The following is a 23598-nucleotide window of genomic DNA, read 5'->3' as shown; positions in this document are numbered from 1 at the left end:
TTCACCTGCGATCATCGAGTACTTCCCCATTCATGTGGTCTCATCGCATGAGCGGGACAATCCCTTCCGCACCCTCACCTCAGACATCGGCCAGCGCAAGTGGCCGCGGACTCTTCCCATCAACATCCGTAAAGCCGTACTCCTTCGCAACCGCTGCCGCCACCAGCACCTTTCCCGTGTGGCGCATCACATCCGCATCCGCCGCCAGCGCCGCAACCGCTCGCCCAATAAACTCCGGAGACTCCGAGTTGCTCAAATCGAGCCACGCCGCCGCCTCCATCACCTTTTCCGTGCGCACTAGTCCCGGGTAGAGCGACACAACTGCGACGCCATGCGGCGCAAGCTCGACCGCCATATCGGCCGTCATCTTGTCCGTCGCGGCCTTCGCCACACCATACGCCACATTTCCAATGTGTTTCTGCGCCGCCCAGAACGAAATGTTCACAATCAGGCCGCGCCGGCGCGCGACCATCCCCGGCGTCACAAGCTGACTCGCATGGTAGTGCGCGCGAACACCCGCGGCGAACATCGCGTCCCAGCGCCACAGCGGCTGCTCCCAGAACGGCCTGGCCCAGGTAAACTCGCCGCCCTCCACCATCCGCTCATAGCCGCCCCAGACGTTATTGACCAGAAGTTCGACCTCACCACCCTCGCTCGCGATCTGCTGAAACGCCGCCGCCACCTCAGCATCCACCCGATGATCGCAACGGATACCAACCACGCCGTCAATGCGCTGAAGATCAGCCTCAGACCGGCCAGTGACAAACACCTTCGCCCCCTGTCGAGCGAGCTCGCTGGCGACGCCCCTGCCCACGCCCCTGCTCCCGCCCGTCACCACCGCGACCTTGCCCTGGAGCATCTGCACGCAGGCAGTGTACGAGACTCGGCCACCCTTTGAAAAAATTGAGCGATCCGTTTGCTCGACTGGCCGCAGGGCCGGGGTTCCCGCGGTGCCCCCTTCATGCGGTCTCATCGCATGAAGGGGACAATCGTGCGAAGCACGATCCGCCCTCGCCTTTGCCTCTGAGGTAGGCCCGGGCTTCAGCCCGGGCACCGAAAAGCCGCGCCGAAGGCGCAACCGCTCTGCCGAAGGCCCCCCAACTCCACACCAGCCAAAAATCCAGATCGCTCCGCGCCACACCCCTGCGAAACCCTGTCAAGCCCCCACAATCTCTCCCGAACCCCTCTCATACCTCGCAACCACAACAAACAAATATACTTCCCCCCGCAAAAAGAAAACCGCCGCAAAGTGCCGATCAATTTCCTTCCCCTTGCTAAAATAGAAATAAGCTCAGAAAAAGCCAGAAGGCCGGGAGAACACTCCCGGCCTTATCCCTTTTGTTTTCAAGACTTTTTCCCATAAAGCACCTGTTTTCAATATTTTGGCCCGTGCAAATCGCATAAGTACATAGAAATAAATGCTTTATATGACTAAAGGGGGAGGGGGTCCCCTCGGTAGCAGGTACGATCCCGAGCAAGCCGCCCAACCGGGCATAACCCAAACGCTTGCTACAATTTCCAGAGTCCATCGCTCCAACCGCCTCTCCCCGGCAACCCGAAGGAAACAGATGTCTGAAGACCCAATAGATTCGCCAATAGATTTGCCAATAGATTCGTTAGCCCCGCAAGCCGTTCATGCCCGCGCCATCGTCATCGACACACACGCCGACACGCCCCAGCGATTCGTCGACGAGAACTGGAACTTCACCGACCCGCTCCACGGCGGAATGCTCAACTACGACACTGCGATGAAGGGCAACCTCAACGCGCAGTTCTTCTCCATCTGGGTCGATCCCAGCCAGTACTGCGCCGAGAACAGCGCACGCCGCACCCTCGACCTCATCGACGGCACGCTCGAGCAGGTCCGCCGCGCTCCCGACAAGCTCAAGCTCTGCGTCACCGCCGACGAGATCGTCACCGCGCACGCCGAAGGCAAGTTCTGCGTCATGCTGGGCATCGAAGGCGGCCACTCCATCGAGAACTCACTCGGCCTCCTCCGCGACTACTATCGCCTCGGCGTCCGCTACATGACCCTCACCTGGTCCAACTCCAACGATTGGGCCGACTCCTCCGGCGACATCGACGACCCCGCCGTCAAACACCACAACGGCCTCGCTCCCTTCGGCAAGCGGGTGATCGCCGAGATGAACCGCCTCGGCATGATGGTCGACGTCTCACACGCCTCCAACAAGACCTTCTGGGACGTCATCGAGATCACTCGCGCTCCCATCATCGCCTCGCACTCCTCCGCGCGCGCCCTAACGCAGGCTCCGCGCAACCTGACCGACGACATGCTGCGCGCCGTCGCAAAGAACAACGGCGTCGTGATGGTGAACTTCTACCCAGGCTTCATCGACGAGAACTGGCGCGCCGCCTGGAACGCCTCCAGGCCCGAACGCCAGAAGGAACAGGACGCCCTCGACGCGGAGTATCACGCCAAGGGACTTCCCGTCCCGTTCGCCGCTTCAGACGCGATCGACCGCAAGTACGCCGAGCGAATCGGACGCGCACCGTTCGATTCCCTGATAGCCCACTTCGATCACATCATCCGCGTCGCAGGCATCGATCACGTCGGCATCGGCACCGACTTCGACGGCATTCCCGTCCCACCAGCCGAGATCGACTCCGCCGCCGATCTCCCAAAGATCACCGCTGCCCTGATGGCACGCGGCCACTCCGCCGAAGACATGCGCAAGCTCCTCGGCGAAAATCTTCTGCGAGTCCTCCGCGCCGTCGAGGCCGCACAGGAAAAGCCGCCCGTCGTCGCACCCGGCCAGAACCAGTAACTCGCTACTTTGCCTTGGTGGCAATCAGCGTGAGCTTGTTGATCTGCGGCGGCTCCGCCAACAGCTCGCTGGCCTTCGCCATCAGCGCCTTTGCAATCGGACCATTCAGGTGCGCATCCCGCCCTGCCTCATCTTCAAACGTGTCGAAGATGCTATAGCGCCCGTCCATTTCATCCAGCGCGTACCAGGTCGTCGTGCCCGGTTCCTCAGCGGCCATCGCAGCGCCCTGTTTCAGAAACTCCTTCAGCTCTGCTTCCTTACCGGGCTTCGACTTCAACGGGACATAGAGTGCAAGTTTAGGCATATCATTCCTCCTTACAGTGAGATGCCGCTAAGCTCCGTCGGTCACACCTGCGTTTGGAATTTCGCATCACACAACGTGAAAATCGTGTAAACCACCGTCGAGGTGCAAACGTGTTCTTGAGATACTTCACTCGCCGCCGTCGCCCAAATGTTCTCCGCGGTCTCGCAACCGGCATCACCGCCGGCATTGCAGCCACCCTTATCATGGACCAGTTTCAGAAAATCTCCACCGCTGGTCAGAAGGCGGTCGAAAAACAGATACGACTCGCCAGCCACGAATCGGCCGAAGCCATCGAACGCGACCAGCAACAAAAGGAGCAGCTAGCTCAACAACAGGAAGACTCCACGGAAATCGTCGCACGAAAGATCGCTGAAATCGCCGGCAAACAGCTTCCCCCCGAAGAAAAGAAGAGAGCCGGCCAGGCCGTTCACTACGCCTTCGGAACTCTCATGGGCGCCGTTTACGGGGTCACCGCCGAACTCGTCCCCGAAGTCACCACCGGCGGAGGCACCGCCTACGGCACCCTGCTCTTTCTCGCTGCCCACGAGGTCGCCGTTCCCGCCTTCCAGCTCTCTCCCGCACCAACCGACACCCCGCCCCGCGACCACCTTCAGCACTGGGCAGCGCACGTCGTATACGGCGGTTCGCTCGAGCTCATCCGAAGCCTCCTCCGTCGGCTCATGTAGTCTTCGCTCTAGGACGAGACGAATTGCCCAACCAGAGCGTCTACGATAGCCTGTTCCATGGAGCTAAACCACGCATGACGCTTCGTCTTATCGCACTTGCCACCGCGCTCGCCGCACCAGCGCTGGCTCAGACACCACAGACAACACCCGCAACCCAGACACCACCGCCGGCTGCCTCTCAGCCGCTCCCTGACGCTCCCAGCACCACCAGCCAGGCCAAGCCGCCCGTCACGCCCACCGGTCCCACCGCAGTCATCGACACCACCATGGGCCGCCTGACCTGCAAGCTCTACGACACACAGGCGCCCATCACCGTCGCCAACTTCATCGGCCTTTCCGAAGGAACCAAGGACTGGACCGATCCCACGACGCTAAAGAAGGTTCACGGCAAGCCCTTCTACAACGGAACCATCTTCCATCGCGTCATCCCCGGATTCATGATCCAGGGCGGCGACAAGGCAGGTAACGGCACCGGCGACCCCGGCTATCTCTTCCAGGACGAGATCGATCCATCCCTCACCTTCGATGAGCCCGGCCGCCTCGCCATGGCCAACTCCGGACCCAGCACCAACGGCTCGCAGTTCTTCATCACCGAAGCGCCCGTTCCTCACCTCAACGGCAAGCACACCATCTTCGGCCAGTGCGACACCCACACTATCCTGCTCGTCGCCTCCATCGCGCGCGTCGAGCGCAATCCCGACGACAAGCCCGTCACGCCCGTCGTCATCAACAAGATCACCATCGTTCGCGAGGGCCAGCCGATGCCGCCCGAGCCCCCATTACCGGCTCCCGCACCTGCTGCCGCGCCCACAAAATAGTCCTTCTTCTCTCTCAGACATCACGAGAGATCCACTCAACAAGCCGTTCGATTCCACAAGGAGAAAAACATGGCACGCAAGCCAGGAACCTACGCAATCTTCACGACCTCCGAAGGCACCATCGTCACTGAGCTCTTCGAGAAGGACGCGCCCGAGACCGTCGCAAACTTCATCGGCCTCGCCGAGGGCACAAAGAAGTGGGAGAGCCGCAGCAAGAAAGGCGACAAGCTCTACGACGGAACCATCTTCCACCGCGTCATCCCCGACTTCATGATCCAGGGCGGCGACCCCGAAGGCACGGGCATGGGCGGCCCCGGCTACCGCTTCGCCGACGAGACCCGCGACTCCAAGCATGGATTCCAGGAGAAGGGCAAGCTCGCCATGGCCAACGCCGGCCCCAACACCAACGGCTCGCAGTTCTTCATCACCGTAACCCCCACCACCTGGCTGACCGGCAAGCACACCATCTTCGGTGAGGTCGTCGAAGGCTACGACATCGTCGAGAAGATCAGCAAAGTCGCCCGCGACGGCATGGACCGCCCCAAGACCCCCGTCGTCCTCGAGTCCGTCACCATCGAGCGCGTTGCGTAAAACGGCCGTTACTTAGATGCAAAGGCCCGTTCAGTGAACGGGCCTTTGCTTTAGATTGGCTTGGCATCTCTCAGAATTTGGAGGCGAGTTGAAAGTTGCGGGCTATGTTTTCTTCATAGTTGCCTTGTGCTTTTATGCACTGATTTGGCGATCGATTTCCCAACTCGTGAGAGAGCAGGGAGACTAAGCCTGACATGAAGCTAAGCCGCGTTTGGTGGCTTCCAGCTTGGAAAATTCATAGAGATAGCTTTCCCAACAGCAACGTGAGACGAGAGATCGTTGTTCGATTTTTGTTGACCTTCATATTGTTGATAGCGCCCATGGCTTGCATCGGATATTCGGTGATTCACGTCGCAATTCGCAAGTAATGTAATTACACGAGGGGCCCCGCTCAACGAGCGGGCCCTTCTTCTTCAACCACAAACCTGCAACCATCAACTGATAACTGCTTCAGGCCACACCAATCACCGTGCAAAGCTCCTTCACCGCATCAGCACTCTTGTTCAGAGCAGCCTGCTCATCGGCAGTCAGCTTGATCTCGATGATCTGCTCAAGCCCCTTCGCCCCAAGCTTGCAAGGCACGCCAACATACAGCCCCTTGATGCCGTACTCGCCCTCAAGATACGCCGCGCAAGGAAGAATCTTCTTCTTGTCCTTCAGAATCGCCTCCACCATCTCCACCGCAGCAGCCGAGGGAGCATAGTAAGCCGAGCCCGTCTTCAGGTACTTCACAATCTCCGCGCCGCCATTGGCCGTGCGGGTCTCCAGCTCCTTCAGACGATCCGCCGGAATCAGCTCCGTGATCGGAATGCCCGCAACCGTCGAGTAGCGCGACAGCGGAACCATCGTGTCGCCGTGTCCGCCCAGCACAAACGCCGTCACGTTCTCCACCGACACCTTCAGCTCCTCCGCGATAAACGTACGGAAGCGCGCCGAATCCAGCACGCCCGCCATGCCGATCACGCGCTCACGCGGCAGCCCCAGCTTCTTGAACGCCGTCTGCGCCATCGCGTCCAGCGGATTCGACACAATGATAAAGATAGCGTTCGGCGAAGCCGCCAGAGCCTTGCCGGCAACATCGCTCATGATGTTGAAGTTCGTATTCAGCAGATCGTCGCGGCTCATGCCCGGCTTGCGCGCAATGCCCGCCGTGATCACCACGATGTCCGAGTTCGCTGTATCCGCATAGTCGTTCGTGCCAATCACCGAAACGTCGCGCTTCTCGATCGGCAGTGCCTCCAGCAGATCAAGACCCTTGCCCTGCGGCACGCCATCAATCACGTCGATCAGCACAACATCCGCCAGCTCCTTCGAAGCAATCCAATGAGCCGCCGTGGCTCCAACGTTTCCCGCGCCAACAACCGTTACCTTCTTACGCATTCTTTCTCCTATCGTCACTACTAAAGACTATCGCGTCGTCGAAATGATCAGTAGCCGACGCGCCGGCGCCCGTGCCAAGCACTACATGTTCTCAATCATGCGCGTTGCAAACTCGCTCGTCTTCGCTTTCGTCGCGCCTGCCATCTGCCGCTCAAAGTCGTACGTCACGAACTTCTGTTGAATCGTCTTCTCCATCGACGACTCGATCAGCCGCGCCGCCTCAGGCCATCCAATAAAGTCAAACAGCATCACGCCCGACAGCATCACCGAACCCGGATTGATCACATCCTTGTCCGCGTATTTCGGAGCCGTGCCGTGCGTCGCCTCAAACACCGCATAGCCATCGCCAATGTTCGCGCCTGGAGCAATGCCCAGCCCGCCCACCTGCGCCGCCGCAGCATCCGAGATGTAGTCGCCGTTCAGATTCGTCGTCGCCAGCACCGAGTAGTCCGAAGGACGAATAATGATCTGCTGGAAGATCGAGTCCGCAATACGGTCGTTTACCAGAATCTTCATCTTCCACGCGCCGTTGCCATGCGACTTGCCGATCGCATCGATCACGCCCTTTACCTCCGCGATCACCTCATCCACAAACGGCTTCGGAGCGAACTCGATTCCCGGCTCAATTAGCGCAGCATTCTCCTCCACTGTCAGGTTCGGGTTCGCCTCCAGGTTGCCAAGAATCCAGCTCTCGCGCTCCGTCACCGTATGCTCGCGGAACTCCTGCGTCGCCACCTCGTATCCCCACTCGCGGAACGCGCCCTCGGTGAACTTCTGGATGTTGCCCTTGTGCACCAGCGTCACCGTCTTGCGGTTGTTGTCCAGCGCAAACTGGATCGCCGCCCGCACCAGACGCTTCGAGCCTGTAATCGAGATCGGCTTCACACCCACACCCGAATCCGTCCGTACCTTCTTCTTGCCGCCCTTCAGCATCTCGTCGTTGACGAACGAGATGAACTTCGCCGCCTCAGGCGTTCCCTCGCGGAACTCAATGCCCGCATAGATGTCCTCCGTGTTCTCACGAAAGATCACGACGTCCAGCTTCTCCGGATGCTTCACCGGGCTCGGCACACCGGAGTAATACTTTACTGGCCGCACGCACTGGTACAGATCCATCAACTGCCGCAGCGCCACGTTCAGCGAACGAATGCCGCCGCCCACCGGCGTCGTCAGCGGCCCCTTGATCGACACGCGAAAGTCCACCGTCGCCTTCACCGTCTCGTCCGGAAGCCAGTTCTGCGTCTGCCGGTACGCCTTCTCTCCGGCCAGCACCTCAAACCACTTCACCTTGCGCTTGCCGCCGTAGGCCTTCTCCACCGCCGCATCGAACACGCGCTGCGACGCCTTCCATATATCGCGGCCCGTACCATCGCCCTCGATGAACGGGATAACCGGGTTGTCAGGAATCGTGTACTTGCCGTTGACATACTGAATCGGCGCTCCGTCCTTGGGCACCGCAATCCCGTTGTAGCTCTCCTGCATACGTAAACAGCCCTCCGTAAACTCTGCGAAATCCAAACTACCATCCGAAAACAGGCTCTGGCAATATTCGCACGATAAACGCGATAATCGCACGCCCGGGAAGTAGTGTCATCCTGAGCGGAGCGCGAAGTCGAAGGACCTGCGGGTTGCTAATGCCTAACGAGTAAGGGAAAACCTACTTCACCAGGTAGTAATCCACCGTCGAGACCACGCGAACCTTCTTCATCATGCTCGCATCCGGACTCGGTCCTCCGCCGCCGCCCTCTTCTCCCGGCCCTACTCCGCTCCCCGCGTCCGCCGCCGAGATCGAAAACACTCCCTGGTTCGCCGACCGGATCGACCCCACCTGGCTCCCCGAGTCCGCCGCGAACCGGTCCGCCGCAGCCCGCGCATTCCTCGTCGCCTCCGTAATCATGTCCGGCTTCAGCGCATTCAGCCCGTTGAACACGTACCGGATCCCCTGCCCATATCCGCCGACGATGATAATCCCCGCCTGCAGCAGTTGCGCCGTCTTCTGCCCTGCCTTGGCAATCTTGTCCACGTCGTTCGAGTTCACCGTCACCGTCTGCTGCACGATGTACCGAAGCCCGCCCTGATTGTTGCCGCCATATTCATTGGCCTGCTTATCCGTCACCTGAATCTGCCCCACCGAAATCTCCTGCTGCGTAATCCCCTGCGCCGTAAAGAACCTCAGCACCGCCGCGCGATCTTCCTCGCTCTTCGCATACACCTGCTGCAGGTCATTCCCCGTCTCCTTGAACGTCACCGGCCAGATCGCGCTGTCGGACTTCACCGTCCGCTCCACCAGCCCCTTCACCGTCACATAACGGTCGGCCAGCTTCGTCTCCTTGATCTGCGATCCAAGCGTCCACCCGCCAAACACCAATCCCAGCAGCACGCATCCACCAAGCACTGCCGCCGGAATCAAAAGACCGTTCTCTCGTCCGTCCAAAGCAAGCCTCCAGACAAAGTACGTGCAGAATGCAGCACCCGCTCGCCCCTGTCAATGAGCAACGAAGTGCACTAGCCCTGCCGTTTGAGCTGGTCCACCAGGAAGGAATACGAAGGACTGCCGCACTTACTTCCCGAGACATGCACGGCATTAACCATGATATGTTCCTCGCCAAGCTCAGGGAGCGAGCCCATCATTTCTATTTTCGAACCATCATCCATGACAAAGTTCAGTCGAATCTCGTTGCCCTCTATGTCGTTCAAAGAGGACGGATCGGTTACCCCGCTGCTCGAGCAACTTGATCCTGTCACCCGAATCGTCCCCGTAATAATCGAGATCGCAGGCATGTGCCACATAGCCGCTTGGCCTTTCCCATCGACGCCTTGTTGAACTGTTATCTCGATGCGCGAAGGGGGCGATGCAGGTGGCTTATCCGCAATAGAGACTCCCAGAACCGATCCCGAGTACGCTCCCTTCAGCAACGGGAAGGACTTAGCCGTAAACACTCCCGAGCTATGTCCATTGCAACCATTGCCTGTGGGTGTCGTCACCGCCGTCGAATAACTGCCAGTCCACGATTCCCCCGCCGCCGCCTTGGGCACCCTACCGTGAATCGCCACTGACTGAGCATTGGAATTGGCCGGCGTCTGAATCGTGAAGGTACCGTCATTTGCAATGGTGCCTGTAGCCTCAGATAGCCCATACGAGGTCATAGTCTTCCTGTCGCTGCAAACGTCATTGACAAAGCCAGTTGTCGCAATTGCATTGCCCGCTACAGGCAGGTTCACTGCCATTCGAAATGACGTCGACTGTCCGTCAACGACAGTGGTCGGCATTGATTCCGTCAGGAGCCAATTCCCCTGTAGCAAACTCGTATCCACTGAGGTCGGAACAGGCTCCACGCTTCCGACTCCGAATCCACCAGGCATCAACAAAGCGACGAATGCAAACGACCTGACCCATAATCTCATCCTTCCAGACATTAGCACGTAGTCATGCCTTCCATCCCAAAATCAAAAGGCCGGCGATCTCTCGCCGGCCTTTCCTTCCCACACAATCGCGTTTAGAAGATGTTCCACAGAAGCTGGTTGTAAACATCGTGGTGGAACTGAACCTCCGGAGCCTTCACGATCGTTCCCAGCAGCCGCGGGCAGCGGTCCGCCGAAGCCTGCTTCAGGTCTGCGTAACGCGCCTTCACATCGGCGCTCAGCAGCTTCGTCGTCCACTCCGCCTTGCGGAAGTCATCCAGCGCCGTGTAGATGTTGTCCGGCAGATACCGCTCCGCCTGGCGCAGGTTCTTGATCTTCGCCGTCTCGCCATGCAGGCCGGTCTTGAAGATCGAGTACAGCACCATATACGGATTTGCGTCCGGTCCTACCGACCGCACCTCAACACGCGCCGACTTCTCGTTGCCGATCGGAATGCGGATCATCGCTCCGCGATCTACAGCCGATGCCTTCAGCTGGTTCGGAGCCTCGAAGTGAGGATCAAGCCGGCGGTACGCGTTCACGCTCGCATTCAGTAGCAGGCAAAGATCATTGCCGTGCGTCAGAATGCGGTCCGTAAACTGCCACGCCAGCTTCGAGATCTTCTCCTCGCCCTTCGGATCCCAGAACAGGTTCTTGCCGTTCTTCGTGATCGACACGTTCGTGTGCATGCCGCTTCCATTCACGCCCACCACCGGCTTCGGAAGGAAGCTCGCCGTCATGCCCATCTGCGTCGCCACCTGGCGGCAGATCAGCTTGTACAGCTGAATCTGGTCGGCCGCGGCAACCACCTCGCCATAGCTGTAGTTGATCTCGAACTGCGAGGGCGCAACCTCGGGATGGTCCTTCTCGTTCTCAAAGCCCATCGCACGCTGCACCTCCGCCGTCGTGTCGATGAACTCGCGCAGCGGGTCCCCGGGCAGCGAGTGGTAGTAGCCGCCCTTGTTCACGTACTCAAACACGCTCGTCTCGTGATACTTGCGCTCCGCATCCACGCCCTCGAACAGGAAGCCCTCGATCTCGTTCGCTGCGTTCAGCGTGTAGCCCTGTTCCTTGTACAGTTCGCTCGAGAACTCCTTCAGCACGCCGCGAATGTCCGCGCTGTACGTCGTGCCGTTCTTGTCGATCACCTCGCCGAAGACCAGTACCTTGCCAGGCCCAAAGATGTCCGCCGGAGCCCAATAGAACGCGCTCCAGTCGATGCCGAGCCGCAGATCGCTCTCCCGCTGCGCCGTAAAGCCGCGGATCGACGAGCCGTCGAACGTCAGGTTGTCGTAGCTCTTCACCAGGAACTTCTTGTCGTAATCCAGCATGTGCAGCCGGCCTTCGAGGTCGCTGAACAGGACCGTCACCGCCTTGATGCGGCGCTCATCGGTCAGATATTTCAGCCGCTCCTCCTGAATCACATCTGCGGCAACGCGATTCCGGCGCTGCTCCTTCGCCATCAGGTTCAGGTCCTCGAGTTCTGCGTATGGAAGTTCCAGGAATTCTCGAAATTCGCTCAACGTCTTGCTCCTTCTGCATAGTGAAATACACGACTGGCATGGTCGGCTGGGCACAGCTTGGTTGTAGTGGGATAACGGAGGACCCGCTGGCGTCGTGGGCAGAAAGTCCTAGCCTTCAAACTAACAGAAAATTCCCACAGAACGAAAGTCATTCCTCCCTTTCACAGAGCGCTAAAGCCCCGCGCCGCCAACGCCTATAAAATAGAAGTATTGCCATGACGAAGAACAACCGAACCAGCGCCCCCAACGGCATCAAGCGCGTCGCCCTCATCCAGATGTCCTGCTCCCCCGACACCCAGATCAACCTCGACAAGGCCGCCGAGCGCGTCTACGATGCCGCCCGCCAGGGAGCCACCCTCGTCTGCCTCCCCGAGCTCTTCCGCGCCCAGTACTTCTGCCAGCGCGAAGACCACGACCTCTTCGGCCTCGCCGAGCCCATCCCGGGCCCCTCCACCGACGTCCTTACCCGCGTCTGCCAGGAGACTGGCGTCGTCCTCGTCGCCTCCCTCTTCGAGCGCCGCGCCCCCGGCCTCTACCACAACACCGCCGTCACCATCGAGCGCGACGGCTCCATCGCCGACGTCTACCGTAAGATGCACATCCCCGACGACCCGCTCTACTACGAGAAGTTCTACTTCACCCCTGGCGACCTCGGCTTCAAAGCCACCCGCACCTCGCAGGGCCCCGTCGGAACCCTCGTCTGCTGGGACCAGTGGTACCCCGAGGGCGCCCGCCTCACCTCGCTCAAAGGCGCCGAAGTCCTCTTCTTCCCCACCGCCATCGGCTGGCACCCCTCCGAGAAGACCGAGTTCGGCGAAGCCCAGTACTCCGCCTGGCAGACCGCCCAGCGCGCCCACGCCATCGCCAACGGAGTCTTCGTCTGCGCCGTCAACCGCACCGGCCACGAGCATGGCGACGTCAAGTTCAAGGTCACCGCCGCCGACGGCAACCCCGCCACCGTCGAACTCCGCGGCCCCGGCGACCACACCCCGCAATCCGGCCTCGAGTTCTGGGGAGGAAGCTTCATCGCCGACCCCTTCGGCCGCATCCTCGCCCAGGCCAGCCACGACAAAGAAGAAACCCTAATCGCCGATCTGGACCCCAAACTCATCGAAATCACCCGCCAGCACTGGCCCTTCCTGCGCGACCGCCGCATCGACGCCTACGAAGGCATCGCCAAGCGTTTCTTGGATTGACGTTTACTTCTCCAGCCTCCATCCATACATCGTCTTCAACTCAGCGGTGCGTTGTCGAGTATCTGCCTCCATGCAGGCTGCATAGACCATCGATGCGGCAGAGCCTCCCGAATAGAGCTCTCGCTCTGCAGCACAGTTAGCGTCGCGGAACTTTATCCAGAGATTCTGGGCTGCCCTCAGTTTGGTCAGCTCGTCACCGTCGACAACCGTTCGAATGAGAGCGAGAGTACGATTTAGCTCCTGATCAGCTTCTTTGTAGGCTCGAAAAAAACAAGCCGTTTCCTCGGCACCAGATGATGGCTTGTCGCAGGGAACCCCTGGAACATTCATGTGCTGCGCTTGGCAATGCGCAATGACCAGAGTCAAAAATGCACAAATAAATAAACCAAAACACATTGCTGGTCTGAATTGCATCGAGAAGCCCAAAAATGAAGTAGGCCAACAATACTACTTGGGAGCTTTAATGCATCTGCCTGACTGATTCCTTCACCACCAAACGGTCCACAGTCAGCTCTCCAATCCGCAGCTTCTTCACATAACCGCTGCCTATAACGAGTCTGCGAATCGCAAGCGCCCCCACTGCCAAGGCTCCAATCGCCACAGCCCCCATGGCAAACGCTCCCACAGCCAAGCTTCCCGCCGAGACAGCTCCCAACGCCAGCTTCGTCCGAGCCAGCTTCGCAGATTCGAAGTGGATAATCTTAGAGTCCTTCTCCATCTCGCCTCCCGACACAGCTCAAACTCGCGCCAGCCTGTAGCCCACTACGCCACCCCAACCTCACGCTCCGCATGCCGCCCGCCCAGATACCCAAACAGAGCAATGTAGATGTAGCAGACCGCTGGAATCACAAACGCATGGTGCACGCCGATCGCATCCGCCAGATGCCCCTCGGCCAGCGGAATCAGCGCCCCGCCCACAATCGCCGCCACCATCAGGCTCGACCCCTTTGAAGTCAGCGGCCCCAGCCCCGTCAGCCCGACGGTAAAGATGCTCGGGAACATCACGGAGTTGAACAACCCCACCGCAATGATCGCCCACATCGCCGTGTGCCCATCCGTCAGGATCGAAGTCACCACCAGGAAGCACGCCACCACCGCCGCCGTCCCCAGCACCACGCTCGTCCGGAACTTCGTCAGCAGCCACGACCCGACAAACCTTCCCACCATCGCGCCGCCCCAGTACAGCGACACGTACCTCGCCGCCACCTTCTCCGGCAGCGCCGCAATGTCCGGCAGCCCGAAGTAGTTCACCAGGAAGCTCCCGATCGAGACCTCCGCCCCGACATACACGAAGATCGCCAGCGCTCCGGCCAGCAGCACCGGATGCTTCCAGATGCTGTCCCCAGCCGCAGACGTATCCAGCTCGCCCGGCCGTATGTCGCGCGTGAAGTCCATCGTCGGCATCTTAAGAACCGCAAACGAGATCGCCAGCAGCACCAGCGTCAGCCCGATCCCTACATACGGAAGCCGTACCGAAGACGCCTGCTCCATCCTGTACTGCTGCAGCGCCGCCGCGGAAAATGACTGCAGCTTCTCCGGCGTAAGTTGTGTCGAGCTCAGAATCAGCACGCTCCCGAAGAACGGTGCCACGAACGTCCCGAACGAGTTGAACGCCTGCGAAAGATTCAGCCGCGCCGCCGCGGTCTCCGGCGGCCCCAGGTTCGCCACATAAGGATTCGCCGCCACCTGCAGCGTCGTAATTCCTGCCGCCAGAATCACCAGCGCCGAAAGAAACACACCGAACGACGCCATCGTCGACGCCGGCAGAAACAGGAACGCTCCCGCCGCCATCACCAGCAGCCCGATCACCATCGTGCCCTTATACCCGCGCCACTCCACCAGCTTGCCCGCCGGCAGCGCAAAGATGAAGTACGACGAGAAGAAGCAGAACTGCACCAGCATCGCCTGCCCGTAGTTCAGCTCGAAGATGCCCTTCAGGTGCGGAATCAAAATGTCGTTCAGGCACGTCAGAAATCCCCACATGAAAAACAGCATCGTCGCGATGCTCATCGCCCGGATGTCGGTCTTCTGTGCTCCATACTGCCCGGTACTCGTGGTGGTGCTGCTGACGCCAATTGCCATCTGAGGCCCTCTTCCAACAAACGTTTCGACGCGGTTTCAAATTCTGGAACCGCTCCCCATCCTATATGGACCGGGGGTAAGAACGGCAACCTGGCACTCAAACCCTTTCCTGGATAGATTGATCATCCCGACCAAGCGCAGCGGAGTGGAGGAACCTGCTTCTCTACCGACTGCTCTTTGATGCCCGTAACCGCTGTCCCGAACCGCTCTCTCTTTGTTGAACGTCACTCCGAGAGAAGCGCGAAGTCGAGAGCCTGGCCCGAGCGAAGTCGAATGAGAACCCCGCATTTCACACCGCCCGCCCAACCACAAATACCACTTTTCCATTAAAATGCTGTCAAGCCCAGAATCCCACTAAACCTTTACCCACGAATAACATCCGAAGTGCCGATTAATTACCCTCCACCCGCTATACTTGAAATAGCAGGAAATAAAGCTCTACGAGGCCAGTACACACCGAAGTACCAGGCTAAGTTTTTTGTTTCGAAGACTTTGCACACTTTTGTGGGGAGGGGACCATGACGAAGCCGCGCGACCGGAAATACCGCATGCCCGCCGAGTGGGCCCCCCACTCCGCCACCTGGATCGCCTGGCCCCACAACGCCGAGGACTGGCCCGGAAAATTCCAGCCCATCCCTTGGGTCTACGCCGAGATCGTCCGCCACCTCTCCTGTTGCGAGGACGTCCACATCCTCGTCAACAACGACGCCGCCGAGAACCGTGCCCGCCGCATGCTCCTCCGTGCCGGCGCCAATCTCGCCCGCCTCCACTTCCACCAGTGGCTCACCGACCGCGTCTGGCTCCGCGACTCCGGCCCTATCTTCATCAAAAACCCTGAAGGCGACCTCGCCATCACCAACTGGCAGTTCAACGCCTGGGCCAAATATCCCAACTGGCACCGCGACGACCAGATCCCCCACCACGTCGCCCGCCTCAACGGTATGGAAGAGTTCCGCCCCGAGGTCCCCGGCCCCGACGGCCAGCCCCGCCGCCTCGTCCTCGAAGGCGGCTCCATCGACGTCAACGGCGAAGGCCTCCTCCTCACCACCGAAGAGTGCCTCCTCTCCGAGGTCCAGCAGCGCAACCCCGGCGTCTCGAAGCAGCAGATCGAGCAGGCCTTCCATGACTACCTCGGCGTCGACCAGACCATCTGGCTCCACCGCGGCGCCGCCGGCGACGACACCCACGGACACATCGACGACATCACCCGCTTCGTCGCCTACGACACCCTCGTCACCTGCGTCGAACCCAGCACTCACGACGAGAACCATCTGCCGCTGGCCGAGAACCTCGAACGCCTCCGCTCCTTCCGCAATCACGAAGGCGAGCCGCTCAAGATCATCGAGCTTCCCATGCCCTCCCCGGTCGTCTTCGACGGTCAGCGACTCCCGGCCAGCTACGCAAACTTCTACGTCGCCAACGAAACGGTCCTCGTCCCCACCTTCAACGATCCCAACGACCGACACGCGCTCAACATCATCGCCGCCTGCTTCCCCGACCGAAAAATCGTCGGAATTCACTCTGTCGACCTGATCTGGGGCCTCGGCGCGCTACACTGCATGACGCAACAGGAACCTGCATAATCTCATCCGAATGAAACTCGGAGGTCCGATGCGCTTCATCGTCCGCGTCCTGAGCCTTGTGTGTGTCGCTGCCGTCGTCGCCCAGGCTCAGCAGCAGTCCACCATTCTGCACAACGCCACGCTCGTCGACGGCACCGGCGGCCCGGCCCGCCAGCACATTGACATCCTGATTGAAAAGGGCTACGTCAAGCGCATCGGTCCCGCCTTCACCAAGCCGCCGCAGAAGGTCGCGGTGATCGACTGCACCGGCAAGACCATCATCCCCGGCCTCATCAGCGCGCACTCGCATCTCGGCATCCTGCTCGACAACGCCGACTCGTCGCCCAACGCCTACACCGCCGAGAACGTCACTGCCGCGCTCAACCAGTTCGAGCGTTACGGTGTCACCACCATCGTCTCTCTCGGCCTCAACCGCGACCTCGTCTACGACCTCCGCGACCAGCAGCGCACGGGCAAGCTCGGAGGAGCCACTCTCCTCACCGCCGGCCGCGGCATCGGCGTCCCTAACGGAGCCCCCGGCCTCAACGCGCCAGACCAGGTCTACCGCCCCGCCACCCCCGACGAGGCCCGCAAGAATGTCGATGAGATGGCCTCTCGCCGCGCCGACCTCATCAAGTTCTGGGTCGAAAGCGGCCACGGCAAGATTCCTCCGATGCCTGCTGCCACCTACGCCGCCATCATCGAAGAGGCCCACAAGCATCACCTGAGGGCCGCCGCGCACGTCTACGCCGTCAACGACGCCCGCAGCCTGGTCAACCTCAATGTAGACATTCTCGCCCACTCCATCCGCGACGAGCCCGTAGGTCCCGCCTTCATCCAGTCGATGCTCCAGCACAACACCTGGTACATCCCCACGCTCGCGCTCGACGAGGCGTTTTACCTCTACGCGACCGATCCGCAGATCATGCAGTCCGCCTTCTTTCAACAGGCGGCCGGACTGCAGCTCCTTGCAAAGCTTCACGCTCCCGACTATGCAGCGAAGACCCTGGCCGCCCCACAAACAGAGCAGGCAAAGAAGGATCACACCATCGCGATGAAGAACCTCAAGGCGATCTACGCCGCCGGCATCAGCGTCGCCTTCGGGACCGATTCCGGCGCGGTGCCCGGGCGCATCCCTGGCTTCAGCGAGCACCGTGAGCTCGAAGATCTCGTTGCCGCCGGCCTCACACCTTTGCAAGCGATAACCATTGCTACCGGGCAGACCGGCCGCCTCATCCACTCCCTCAACCCCAAACTCAACGTCGGCCTTCTGCAGCCCGACTACTCCGCCGACCTGATCATCTTGAACGCAGATCCCCTGATGGACATCCGCAACACCCGTCGTATCGGTGCGGTCTATCACCATGGAGTCCTTGTCCCAAACACACCGCCGCAGAACTAACCTGACTAAACTGAAGTCAATGCAACGCAGCGAACCATCGATCGAGCGCGATGAGCAGATGATGCGCCTCGCCATCGCCGAAGCGTGCGCCGCCGAGGCCGCAGGCGAGGTCCCCGTCGGCGCCATCGTCGTAGGCCCCGACGGTGAGAGCATCCTGGGCCGCGGCCAGAACCGCGTGCTGCGCGACAGCGACCCAACCGCGCACTGCGAGATCGTCGCCATGCGCGAAGCCGGCCGCACGCTCCGGAACTACCGCCTGCTCACGCATGAAGGAGAGGGCTGCACTCTCTACGTCACGCTCGAGCCCTGCGCGATGTGCGCCAGCGCCATTCTCCACGCGCGCATCGCCCGCCTCGTCTACGCTGCTGACGACCCAAAGGCCGGGGCCTGTGGCAGCGTGCTAAGCGTCATGAATCACCCGAAGCTCAATCACCGCGCCGAAGTCACAACCGGCGTCCTTGCCGAAGAGTGCAGCAGCATGCTCAGCAATTTTTTCCTCGCGCGTCGGGGGAAGAAGCCTCTCGATCCGCATCCTATGGATGCAGAGGATGCCATCCTCGGGGGCAGCGGCGATGACGACGACGAAGAAGTGGTCCGCTAAGGTCACTACTGATTCCACACATCCGGAGAAGGGCCTCTTCAACCAGAGTCCGACCATGATCGCCAAATCACTTGCCTCAAAGAAAGTCTCGCCAAAAGGACCTGCCTCCGGCATGAGGATGTTGAACTTCTACATTAATCGCGCGGGTAAGAACCTCTCCGCCTCGCGTCACGCGGCGCTTGAGAGTGCAAAGGCGATTCTCTCGGAGATCATCACGGAGAAAAAGAAGCAGACGTCCACCGAGAGGAAATCTGTCACCAAAAAATCATCCAGCAAAGCGACAAAGAAAAGTACAAGGAAAGCCGCATAACATCTCACGGTTGGAGCAACATCGCAATGGCTGGTCGTCTCGCAGGCAAAGTCGCTATCGTCACCGGTTCTTCCTCAGGCATCGGTCAATCCATTGCGATTCGTTATGCCCAGGAAGGGGCAAATGTCGTTGTGGACTATCGCAAACGCCCCGAAGGAGCCGATGACACAAAAAAGCAGGTCGAATCCGCAGGAGCAAAAGCTGTGGTGGTCCAGGCCGACGTCTCAAAGCACGCCGATACACAGAAGCTGGTCGACCAGGCCTGGCAGCAGCTCGGCCGCTGCGACATTCTCGTCAACAACGCCGGCGTGGAGAAGGGTGCCGACTTCTGGGACGTCACCGAGCAGGACTACGACACCGTCCTCAACGTCAACCTCAAAGGCGCCTTCTTCCTTGCCCAGGCCTTCGTCCGCCGCCTGCGTGACGCGAAGCTTCCCGGCCGCATCATCAACATCAGCTCTGTCCACGAGGACATGGCCTTCCCACACTTCTCCACCTACTGCGCGTCCAAAGGCGGGATGCGCATGCTGACGCGCGACCTCGCCGTCGAACTCGGGCCAATCGGCATCACTATCAACAACATCGCTCCCGGAGCCATCGCCACACCCATCAACAAGTCGCTCCTCGAAGACAAGGAGAAGCTCAACGCGCTGCTGAAGAACATCCCCCTCGGGCGCCTGGGCACCTGTGATGACGTGTCCGCGCTTGCAGCCTTCCTCGCATCCGATGAGGCCGCTTACATCACCGGAAGCACGCACGTCGTCGACGGCGGACTAATGGTCAGCTACCACGAGCAGTAGAGTTTAATCTCGTAGAATGAGGTCATGGAGCTAACTGTCTACACTGCAGCCTGGTGCCGCGACTGCCGCGAGGCCAAGCGCTTCCTTACTACGCACAACATCCCCTATAACGAGGTCGACATCGAGAAGACCCCCGGTGCCGCCGACCTGGTGCTCGCCAACGTTGGCAAGCGCGCCATCCCGCAGTTCGTCATCGACGGCAAGTGGGTGCAGCCCTACCGCCCGGGCGAAGGCTTCCTCTACGACGAGATGGCCGAGCTCTTCGGCGTCAACCAGCTTTAGCCGCGCCCGCTCTCAATCTGCCCTCCCCGCCTTCTGCCGGAGCATCCGCGCGCGCTCGGCGCTATCAAACGCCCGGTCTACAAGTGCATCGACTGAAGGTTCCATGCCCTGCTGCCGGCCAAACGGCCAGCGCAGCGTCAGAACACGTTGACGCTCCTTGTCTCGCAGGCTTGCCTTTCCACGCGGCTCAAGAAGGTCCTCGATATTCAGTATCCCAACAAGCCGGCCCTGTTCCTCGACTGGAAACGACCAAATCTTCAGCGCTGCCATCTTCTCTGCTACAGATCGCAACGTCTCCAACTGTCCGATGACAGCGGGCGTCGTGATCCCGTCCTGCAGCAACGGCGCATTCTTGTCGGACGCTTCAGCCGCGAGAATCATTTGGCCGCGCGTAAGAACTCCATTGAGCCTTCCTGTCGCATCCACCAATGGAAACAGCCGTTGCCAATGCGACCACGCCTCATTTCCGCGCTGGTTCATCTTCTTCAGCCAATCGGCTGCCGCCTTCCGCGTCGCATCCGCCGGCAACGCAAAGACGCTGGTATGCATTACTTCCCGGGCCGTCACAGTCTCCAGTGGATCGACGCCATACTCACGACTAAGGTGATACCCTCTGCGGCTTAGCCGTTCCGTCAAAATGGACCTGTGCTGCAGAAGCACATCCATTCCATAGGACGTCACACTCGCCAGCAGCAGCGGTAGCAGCAGCCCACTGTTGTGTGTCAGCTCTACTGCCAGAACCGAAGCCGTCAATGGAGTCCCGATCGATCCGGCCAGCACCGCCGCCATGCATATTAGCGGCCACGCCCCCGGAGAAATTCCGGGCAGCACATGTGCCAGCGCAACTCCTAGTCCCCCGCCGATCATCAGCTGCGGAGCCAGAATTCCACCTGACGTGCCCGACCCTAGCGAGCTCGTCCAGATCAGGCTCTTCACAATAAGCACCCCGAACACCAGCGTCCATGCCGTATCCCCGTTCAGCATCCGCTGAATCGTCGCATAGCCCACGCCTAGTGCCGGCGGATACACCCAGCCCCCCAGTCCGATTAACACGCCGCCGATTGCCGGCCACCACATCCAATGGATCGGCAGCTTCTCAAACATCTCCTCGAAAAAATGAACTCCCCTCGTGAGCAGCAGCGCCAGCAGCCCTGCCAGCAAACCTGCAAACACCGCCCCAAGCATAGCGCTGTCCGGAATCGCCGCCGTCGTCGCCGACATCGGAAACACGGGATTGCTTCCCAGCAGCAGACGGCGCAACGCCGCAGCCGTCACGCTCGCTACCGCCACCGGCACGAGGCTCCGCGGCCGCCACTCAAACAGCAGCAGCTCCACCGCCAGGAGGATCGCGGAAAGAGGCGCCAAAAACGTCGCCGCCATTCCGGCCGCCGCACCCGCCACCAGCAGCGTCGATCGCTCCGCGTCGCTCACCTTCATCAGTTGCGCCAGCAGCGACCCCGCCGCACCTCCTGTCATGATGATCGGCCCCTCCGCGCCGAACGGGCCGCCCGACCCGATCGCAATCGCCGTTGCCACCGGCTTGATGACCGTGATCTTCGGCGAAATCCTTGCCCCTCGCATCAGGACTGCCTCAATCGCCTCCGGCATCCCATGTCCGCGTATGCGGTCCGACCCATAGCGCGCGATCAGACCAACCAGCAATCCGCCAATCACCGGCAGAAATAACACCCTCCATCCGAGATGGCTGAATGCAGGATCGGCAAACTGCGCGCTCACGCGGTGGAAATAAAACAAATTGGTCGCAAGGAAGATCAGCCGCAGCAGCGCCCAACTCAACACAGCACCCGCCCCACCAATAATCACCGCAATGCAACTCATCAGCACCATGCGGGCATCTGCCGTGGTGTAATCCCGCAACTCATTCTTTGCCGTCTCGCTCATTGCGTCTCACTCCTCCGCTGGGTAATCAGCGCGCCATCGCCCAGCAATCTGTCCAACGCTGTCATGAGCTTGGGTCCCTGGCTCTCCAGTTCCATCCAATGTTTTTTCACCAGCCCCCCCAACATCGCCTCGCCCTCCGGCGTCAGCGAGATCAGTGCACGTCGGTGGTCCGCCGCATCCTCCTGCCGTCGCACTAGCCCGCTGCGCTCAGCCCTTCCCACCAGCTCAACTGCGCTGTTATGCCGCAGCACCATGCGTTCGGCGACATATGAGATCGAGGCCTGTATGCCTGCCGGCGCTGCCGCAACAACCTGGAGCAGTTGGTACTGCTGTGCTGAGATCCCTGCCCTCTCCGCAGCCTCTTCACTGAAGCTGAGAAAACGCCGCAACTGGTACCGGAACTCCGCCAGCGCCTTCACTCTCTCGGGGAACTCGTGCGCTCCCGTCATTCGCCTTCGCATCGCCATTGCCGCCCGCGGCCCATTATATCGTAATACGATGTTTTTCAAAGATACCCTGCTCTGTGTTCTCCCAAAGACTGCCAGAGCAGTACGAAAACACATGTCGGTAGAATGGAATCTGACGCAGAAAAGAGAAGGACTATGCCACCCACTCTCGGCTACGTCCGCCAACACGCACCGGCTTTTCACCGATCAAGCAAGGAAAAACATGATTCCCCGCTACACACGCCCCGCTATGGGCCGCATCTGGTCCGACGAGAACAAGTACCGCTGCTGGCTCAAGGTGGAGGCCGCCGCCTCCCAGGCACTCGCGCGCTTCGGCCTCGTCCCGCAGGAGGCCGCCGATGCCATCCGCGACAAGGGCGACTTCACCGTCGAGCGCATCAACGCCATCGAGGCAGAGGTCAAGCACGATGTCATCGCCTTCACCACTACCGTCGCCGAGCACATCGCGAACCCCGAGCACTCGCGTTGGCTCCACTACGGCCTCACCTCCACCGACGTCGTCGACACCGCCCAGGCCCTGCAGATCCGCGAGGCATCGGCCATCATCCGCGCCGGCATCGTCACCCTCTCGGACGTCCTCAAGCGCCGCGCGGTCGAGTTCAAGAACACCCCCATCATCGGCCGCACCCACGGCATCCACGCCGAGCCCTCCACCTTCGGCCTGAAGCTCCTCCTCTGGCACGCTGAGATGCAGCGCAACCTCACGCGCTTCGACGCCGCCGCCGAAGATCTCCGCGTCGGCAAACTCTCCGGCGCCGTCGGAACCTTCGGCCATCTCAAGCCCGAGCATGAAGAGGCGATCTGCGCTGAGCTCGGCCTCAGGCCCGCGGACATCGCCACGCAAGTGCTGCAGCGCGATCGCCACGCGGCCTACATCAGCACGCTCGCTGTTCTCGCCAGTTCACTCGACAAGATCGCCACCGAGATCCGCCATCTGCAGCGCACCGAGGTCCGCGAGGCCGAGGAGTTCTTCTCTGAGAAACAAAAAGGTTCCAGCGCGATGCCACACAAGCGCAATCCCATCACCAGCGAGCAGATCTCCGGCCTCGCCCGCGTCATGCGCGCTAACGCCCAGACCGCGCTCGAGAACGTAGCCCTCTGGCACGAGCGCGACATCTCGCACTCCTCCGCCGAGCGAGTCATCTTCCCCGACTCCACCATACTCGCCGACTACCTGCTCACGAAGACCACCAACCTCATCGACAAGCTGCTCGTCTACCCGGCGCGCATGCTCAAGAACCTCGAATCCACCGGCGGCCTCATCTTCTCCGGCCAGCTCTTGCTCGACCTCGCCGAATCCGGCATGAGTCGCGAAGACGCCTACCGCCTCGTCCAGAGCCACGCCATGAACTCCTGGAAGAACGACCTCGTCTTCCGCGACGAGATCGCCAAAGTCCCTGAGATTACAGCGAGGCTAACCCCAGAAAAGCTGGCCCACGCCTTCGACTACAACCGCCAGTTGGCGAATGTGGATGCTATCTTTGAGCGCGTCTTAGGAAAGTAG

24 protein-coding genes are annotated in these 23598 nt (G+C 60.5%); 12 read left to right on the top strand and 12 right to left on the bottom strand.

Annotated elements, in window-relative coordinates; translation table 11 throughout:
- Positions 1-79: 79 nt before the first annotated feature.
- Positions 80-973 carry an SDR family NAD(P)-dependent oxidoreductase gene (locus tag Q363_RS07635; RefSeq protein ID WP_211256132.1) on the bottom strand — a complete coding sequence of 298 codons (894 nt, stop codon included), beginning with the start codon at positions 971-973 and terminating at the stop codon, positions 80-82.
- A 595-nt stretch (positions 974-1568) separates the two neighbouring features.
- On the opposite strand from Q363_RS07635, the gene Q363_RS07630 reads away from it, so the two are divergent.
- Entirely contained in the window at positions 1569-2786 is a 1218-nt protein-coding gene (locus Q363_RS07630; RefSeq protein WP_084080131.1) for a dipeptidase, read from the top strand.
- A 4-nt stretch (positions 2787-2790) separates the two neighbouring features.
- Here the strand turns inward: Q363_RS07630 and Q363_RS07625 are convergent, their stop codons facing one another.
- Entirely contained in the window at positions 2791-3090 is a 300-nt protein-coding gene (locus Q363_RS07625) for a putative quinol monooxygenase (RefSeq protein ID WP_035349106.1), read from the bottom strand.
- Positions 3091-3206: 116 nt separating this feature from the next.
- Between Q363_RS07625 and Q363_RS35845 the strand changes: the two genes are divergently transcribed.
- The 3 genes from Q363_RS35845 to Q363_RS07610 all read left to right on the top strand — a co-directional run bounded on the left by Q363_RS35845 (position 3207) and on the right by Q363_RS07610 (position 5185).
- Positions 3207-3776, top strand: coding sequence for a DUF1440 domain-containing protein (locus tag Q363_RS35845; RefSeq protein WP_157466617.1), 570 nt, complete (start codon positions 3207-3209; stop codon positions 3774-3776).
- A gap of 74 nt (positions 3777-3850) precedes the next feature.
- Positions 3851-4594: a peptidylprolyl isomerase gene (locus tag Q363_RS07615; protein WP_035349105.1), complete on the top strand. Its 744-nt coding sequence runs from the start codon at positions 3851-3853 to the stop codon at positions 4592-4594.
- Positions 4595-4663: 69 nt separating this feature from the next.
- The gene (locus tag Q363_RS07610) at positions 4664-5185 is read left to right on the top strand and encodes a peptidylprolyl isomerase (protein WP_035349104.1); all 522 of its coding nucleotides are present in this window, start codon (positions 4664-4666) and stop codon (positions 5183-5185) included.
- Between the two features lie 450 nt (positions 5186-5635).
- Here the strand turns inward: Q363_RS07610 and mdh are convergent, their stop codons facing one another.
- From mdh to Q363_RS07585, 5 genes are all read right to left on the bottom strand, one after another.
- Entirely contained in the window at positions 5636-6565 is a 930-nt protein-coding gene (gene mdh / locus Q363_RS07605) for a malate dehydrogenase (protein ID WP_035349103.1), read from the bottom strand.
- 81 nt (positions 6566-6646) lie between these two features.
- On the bottom strand, positions 6647-8047 hold the full coding sequence (locus Q363_RS07600) for an NADP-dependent isocitrate dehydrogenase (protein WP_051978519.1): 1401 nt from the start codon (positions 8045-8047) through the stop codon (positions 6647-6649).
- A 175-nt stretch (positions 8048-8222) separates the two neighbouring features.
- Entirely contained in the window at positions 8223-8999 is a 777-nt protein-coding gene (locus Q363_RS07595; protein WP_245632085.1) for an SIMPL domain-containing protein, read from the bottom strand.
- Between the two features lie 71 nt (positions 9000-9070).
- Complete coding sequence (locus Q363_RS07590) at positions 9071-9712, bottom strand: hypothetical protein (protein WP_157466615.1); 642 nt, start codon at positions 9710-9712, stop codon at positions 9071-9073.
- Positions 9713-10062: 350 nt separating this feature from the next.
- Entirely contained in the window at positions 10063-11430 is a 1368-nt protein-coding gene (locus Q363_RS07585) for a glutamine synthetase family protein (RefSeq protein WP_425387636.1), read from the bottom strand.
- 275 nt (positions 11431-11705) lie between these two features.
- Between Q363_RS07585 and Q363_RS07580 the strand changes: the two genes are divergently transcribed.
- Positions 11706-12686, top strand: coding sequence for a carbon-nitrogen hydrolase (locus Q363_RS07580; RefSeq protein ID WP_051978518.1), 981 nt, complete (start codon positions 11706-11708; stop codon positions 12684-12686).
- A 3-nt stretch (positions 12687-12689) separates the two neighbouring features.
- Here Q363_RS07580 and Q363_RS07575 read toward each other — a convergent pair whose 3' ends face one another.
- From Q363_RS07575 to Q363_RS07565, 3 genes are read right to left on the bottom strand one after another with little or no spacing between them, the layout of a single operon-like run.
- Positions 12690-13100, bottom strand: coding sequence for a lysozyme inhibitor LprI family protein (locus Q363_RS07575; RefSeq protein ID WP_084080130.1), 411 nt, complete (start codon positions 13098-13100; stop codon positions 12690-12692).
- 46 nt (positions 13101-13146) lie between these two features.
- Positions 13147-13404: a hypothetical protein gene (locus Q363_RS07570; protein ID WP_245632084.1), complete on the bottom strand. Its 258-nt coding sequence runs from the start codon at positions 13402-13404 to the stop codon at positions 13147-13149.
- A 44-nt stretch (positions 13405-13448) separates the two neighbouring features.
- Positions 13449-14768, bottom strand: coding sequence for a sugar MFS transporter (locus tag Q363_RS07565; protein ID WP_035349099.1), 1320 nt, complete (start codon positions 14766-14768; stop codon positions 13449-13451).
- A gap of 518 nt (positions 14769-15286) precedes the next feature.
- On the opposite strand from Q363_RS07565, the gene Q363_RS07560 reads away from it, so the two are divergent.
- From Q363_RS07560 to Q363_RS07535, 6 genes are read left to right on the top strand one after another with little or no spacing between them, the layout of a single operon-like run.
- Positions 15287-16351 (top strand): agmatine deiminase family protein, encoded by a 1065-nt coding sequence (locus Q363_RS07560; protein WP_035349096.1) that lies wholly within the window; start codon positions 15287-15289, stop codon positions 16349-16351.
- A 28-nt stretch (positions 16352-16379) separates the two neighbouring features.
- The gene (locus Q363_RS07555) at positions 16380-17732 is read left to right on the top strand and encodes an amidohydrolase family protein (protein WP_035349163.1); all 1353 of its coding nucleotides are present in this window, start codon (positions 16380-16382) and stop codon (positions 17730-17732) included.
- Between the two features lie 19 nt (positions 17733-17751).
- A complete protein-coding gene (tadA, locus tag Q363_RS07550; RefSeq protein ID WP_084080129.1) occupies positions 17752-18333 on the top strand; it encodes a tRNA adenosine(34) deaminase TadA in 582 nt (193 codons plus the stop codon).
- The gene (locus Q363_RS07545) at positions 18281-18643 is read left to right on the top strand and encodes a DUF3175 domain-containing protein (protein ID WP_245632083.1); all 363 of its coding nucleotides are present in this window, start codon (positions 18281-18283) and stop codon (positions 18641-18643) included. The genes tadA and Q363_RS07545 overlap by 53 nt, the downstream gene beginning before the upstream one ends.
- 26 nt (positions 18644-18669) lie before the next feature.
- The gene (locus Q363_RS07540) at positions 18670-19443 is read left to right on the top strand and encodes a glucose 1-dehydrogenase (protein WP_035349095.1); all 774 of its coding nucleotides are present in this window, start codon (positions 18670-18672) and stop codon (positions 19441-19443) included.
- A gap of 24 nt (positions 19444-19467) precedes the next feature.
- Complete coding sequence (locus Q363_RS07535) at positions 19468-19725, top strand: glutaredoxin family protein (RefSeq protein ID WP_035349093.1); 258 nt, start codon at positions 19468-19470, stop codon at positions 19723-19725.
- Between the two features lie 12 nt (positions 19726-19737).
- Here Q363_RS07535 and Q363_RS07530 read toward each other — a convergent pair whose 3' ends face one another.
- Both Q363_RS07530 and Q363_RS07525 read right to left on the bottom strand, forming a co-directional pair.
- Entirely contained in the window at positions 19738-21627 is a 1890-nt protein-coding gene (locus Q363_RS07530) for a chloride channel protein (protein ID WP_084080128.1), read from the bottom strand.
- Positions 21624-22136 (bottom strand): MarR family winged helix-turn-helix transcriptional regulator, encoded by a 513-nt coding sequence (locus Q363_RS07525; RefSeq protein WP_245632082.1) that lies wholly within the window; start codon positions 22134-22136, stop codon positions 21624-21626. Before Q363_RS07525 ends, Q363_RS07530 begins: the two co-directional genes overlap by 4 nt.
- Before the next feature lie 160 nt (positions 22137-22296).
- Here Q363_RS07525 and purB point away from each other — a divergent pair, with 160 nt between their 5' ends.
- Entirely contained in the window at positions 22297-23598 is a 1302-nt protein-coding gene (gene purB, locus Q363_RS07520) for an adenylosuccinate lyase (RefSeq protein WP_035349091.1), read from the top strand.

Source organism: Edaphobacter aggregans DSM 19364 (genome assembly GCF_000745965.1).
GTDB lineage: Bacteria > Acidobacteriota > Terriglobia > Terriglobales > Acidobacteriaceae > Edaphobacter > Edaphobacter aggregans.
The sequence above is the reverse complement of the archived record's forward strand: the minus strand, read 5'-3'. Positions and strand labels throughout refer to the sequence as shown.

What these genes read in the sequence shown, in the direction of transcription:
- Q363_RS07560 (WP_035349096.1), top strand. Translation starts at nt 15,287, where the DNA reads ATGACGAAGCCGCGCGACCGGAAATACCGCATGCCCGCCGAGTGGGCC.
- Q363_RS07570 (WP_245632084.1), bottom strand. Translation starts at nt 13,404, where the DNA reads ATGGAGAAGGACTCTAAGATTATCCACTTCGAATCTGCGAAGCTGGCT.
- Q363_RS07630 (WP_084080131.1), top strand. Translation starts at nt 1,569, where the DNA reads ATGTCTGAAGACCCAATAGATTCGCCAATAGATTTGCCAATAGATTCG.
- Q363_RS07580 (WP_051978518.1), top strand. Translation starts at nt 11,706, where the DNA reads ATGACGAAGAACAACCGAACCAGCGCCCCCAACGGCATCAAGCGCGTC.
- Q363_RS07540 (WP_035349095.1), top strand. Translation starts at nt 18,670, where the DNA reads ATGGCTGGTCGTCTCGCAGGCAAAGTCGCTATCGTCACCGGTTCTTCC.
- Q363_RS07635 (WP_211256132.1), bottom strand. Translation starts at nt 973, where the DNA reads ATGAGACCGCATGAAGGGGGCACCGCGGGAACCCCGGCCCTGCGGCCA.
- Q363_RS07600 (WP_051978519.1), bottom strand. Translation starts at nt 8,047, where the DNA reads ATGCAGGAGAGCTACAACGGGATTGCGGTGCCCAAGGACGGAGCGCCG.
- Q363_RS07590 (WP_157466615.1), bottom strand. Translation starts at nt 9,712, where the DNA reads ATGACCTCGTATGGGCTATCTGAGGCTACAGGCACCATTGCAAATGAC.
- Q363_RS07575 (WP_084080130.1), bottom strand. Translation starts at nt 13,100, where the DNA reads ATGCAATTCAGACCAGCAATGTGTTTTGGTTTATTTATTTGTGCATTT.
- Q363_RS07555 (WP_035349163.1), top strand. Translation starts at nt 16,380, where the DNA reads ATGCGCTTCATCGTCCGCGTCCTGAGCCTTGTGTGTGTCGCTGCCGTC.
- tadA (WP_084080129.1), top strand. Translation starts at nt 17,752, where the DNA reads ATGCAACGCAGCGAACCATCGATCGAGCGCGATGAGCAGATGATGCGC.
- Q363_RS07530 (WP_084080128.1), bottom strand. Translation starts at nt 21,627, where the DNA reads ATGAGCGAGACGGCAAAGAATGAGTTGCGGGATTACACCACGGCAGAT.
- purB (WP_035349091.1), top strand. Translation starts at nt 22,297, where the DNA reads ATGATTCCCCGCTACACACGCCCCGCTATGGGCCGCATCTGGTCCGAC.
- Q363_RS07585 (WP_425387636.1), bottom strand. Translation starts at nt 11,430, where the DNA reads ATGGCGAAGGAGCAGCGCCGGAATCGCGTTGCCGCAGATGTGATTCAG.
- Q363_RS07535 (WP_035349093.1), top strand. Translation starts at nt 19,468, where the DNA reads ATGGAGCTAACTGTCTACACTGCAGCCTGGTGCCGCGACTGCCGCGAG.
- Q363_RS07625 (WP_035349106.1), bottom strand. Translation starts at nt 3,090, where the DNA reads ATGCCTAAACTTGCACTCTATGTCCCGTTGAAGTCGAAGCCCGGTAAG.
- Q363_RS07615 (WP_035349105.1), top strand. Translation starts at nt 3,851, where the DNA reads ATGACGCTTCGTCTTATCGCACTTGCCACCGCGCTCGCCGCACCAGCG.
- Q363_RS07610 (WP_035349104.1), top strand. Translation starts at nt 4,664, where the DNA reads ATGGCACGCAAGCCAGGAACCTACGCAATCTTCACGACCTCCGAAGGC.
- Q363_RS07545 (WP_245632083.1), top strand. Translation starts at nt 18,281, where the DNA reads ATGCCATCCTCGGGGGCAGCGGCGATGACGACGACGAAGAAGTGGTCC.
- mdh (WP_035349103.1), bottom strand. Translation starts at nt 6,565, where the DNA reads ATGCGTAAGAAGGTAACGGTTGTTGGCGCGGGAAACGTTGGAGCCACG.
- Q363_RS07565 (WP_035349099.1), bottom strand. Translation starts at nt 14,768, where the DNA reads ATGGCAATTGGCGTCAGCAGCACCACCACGAGTACCGGGCAGTATGGA.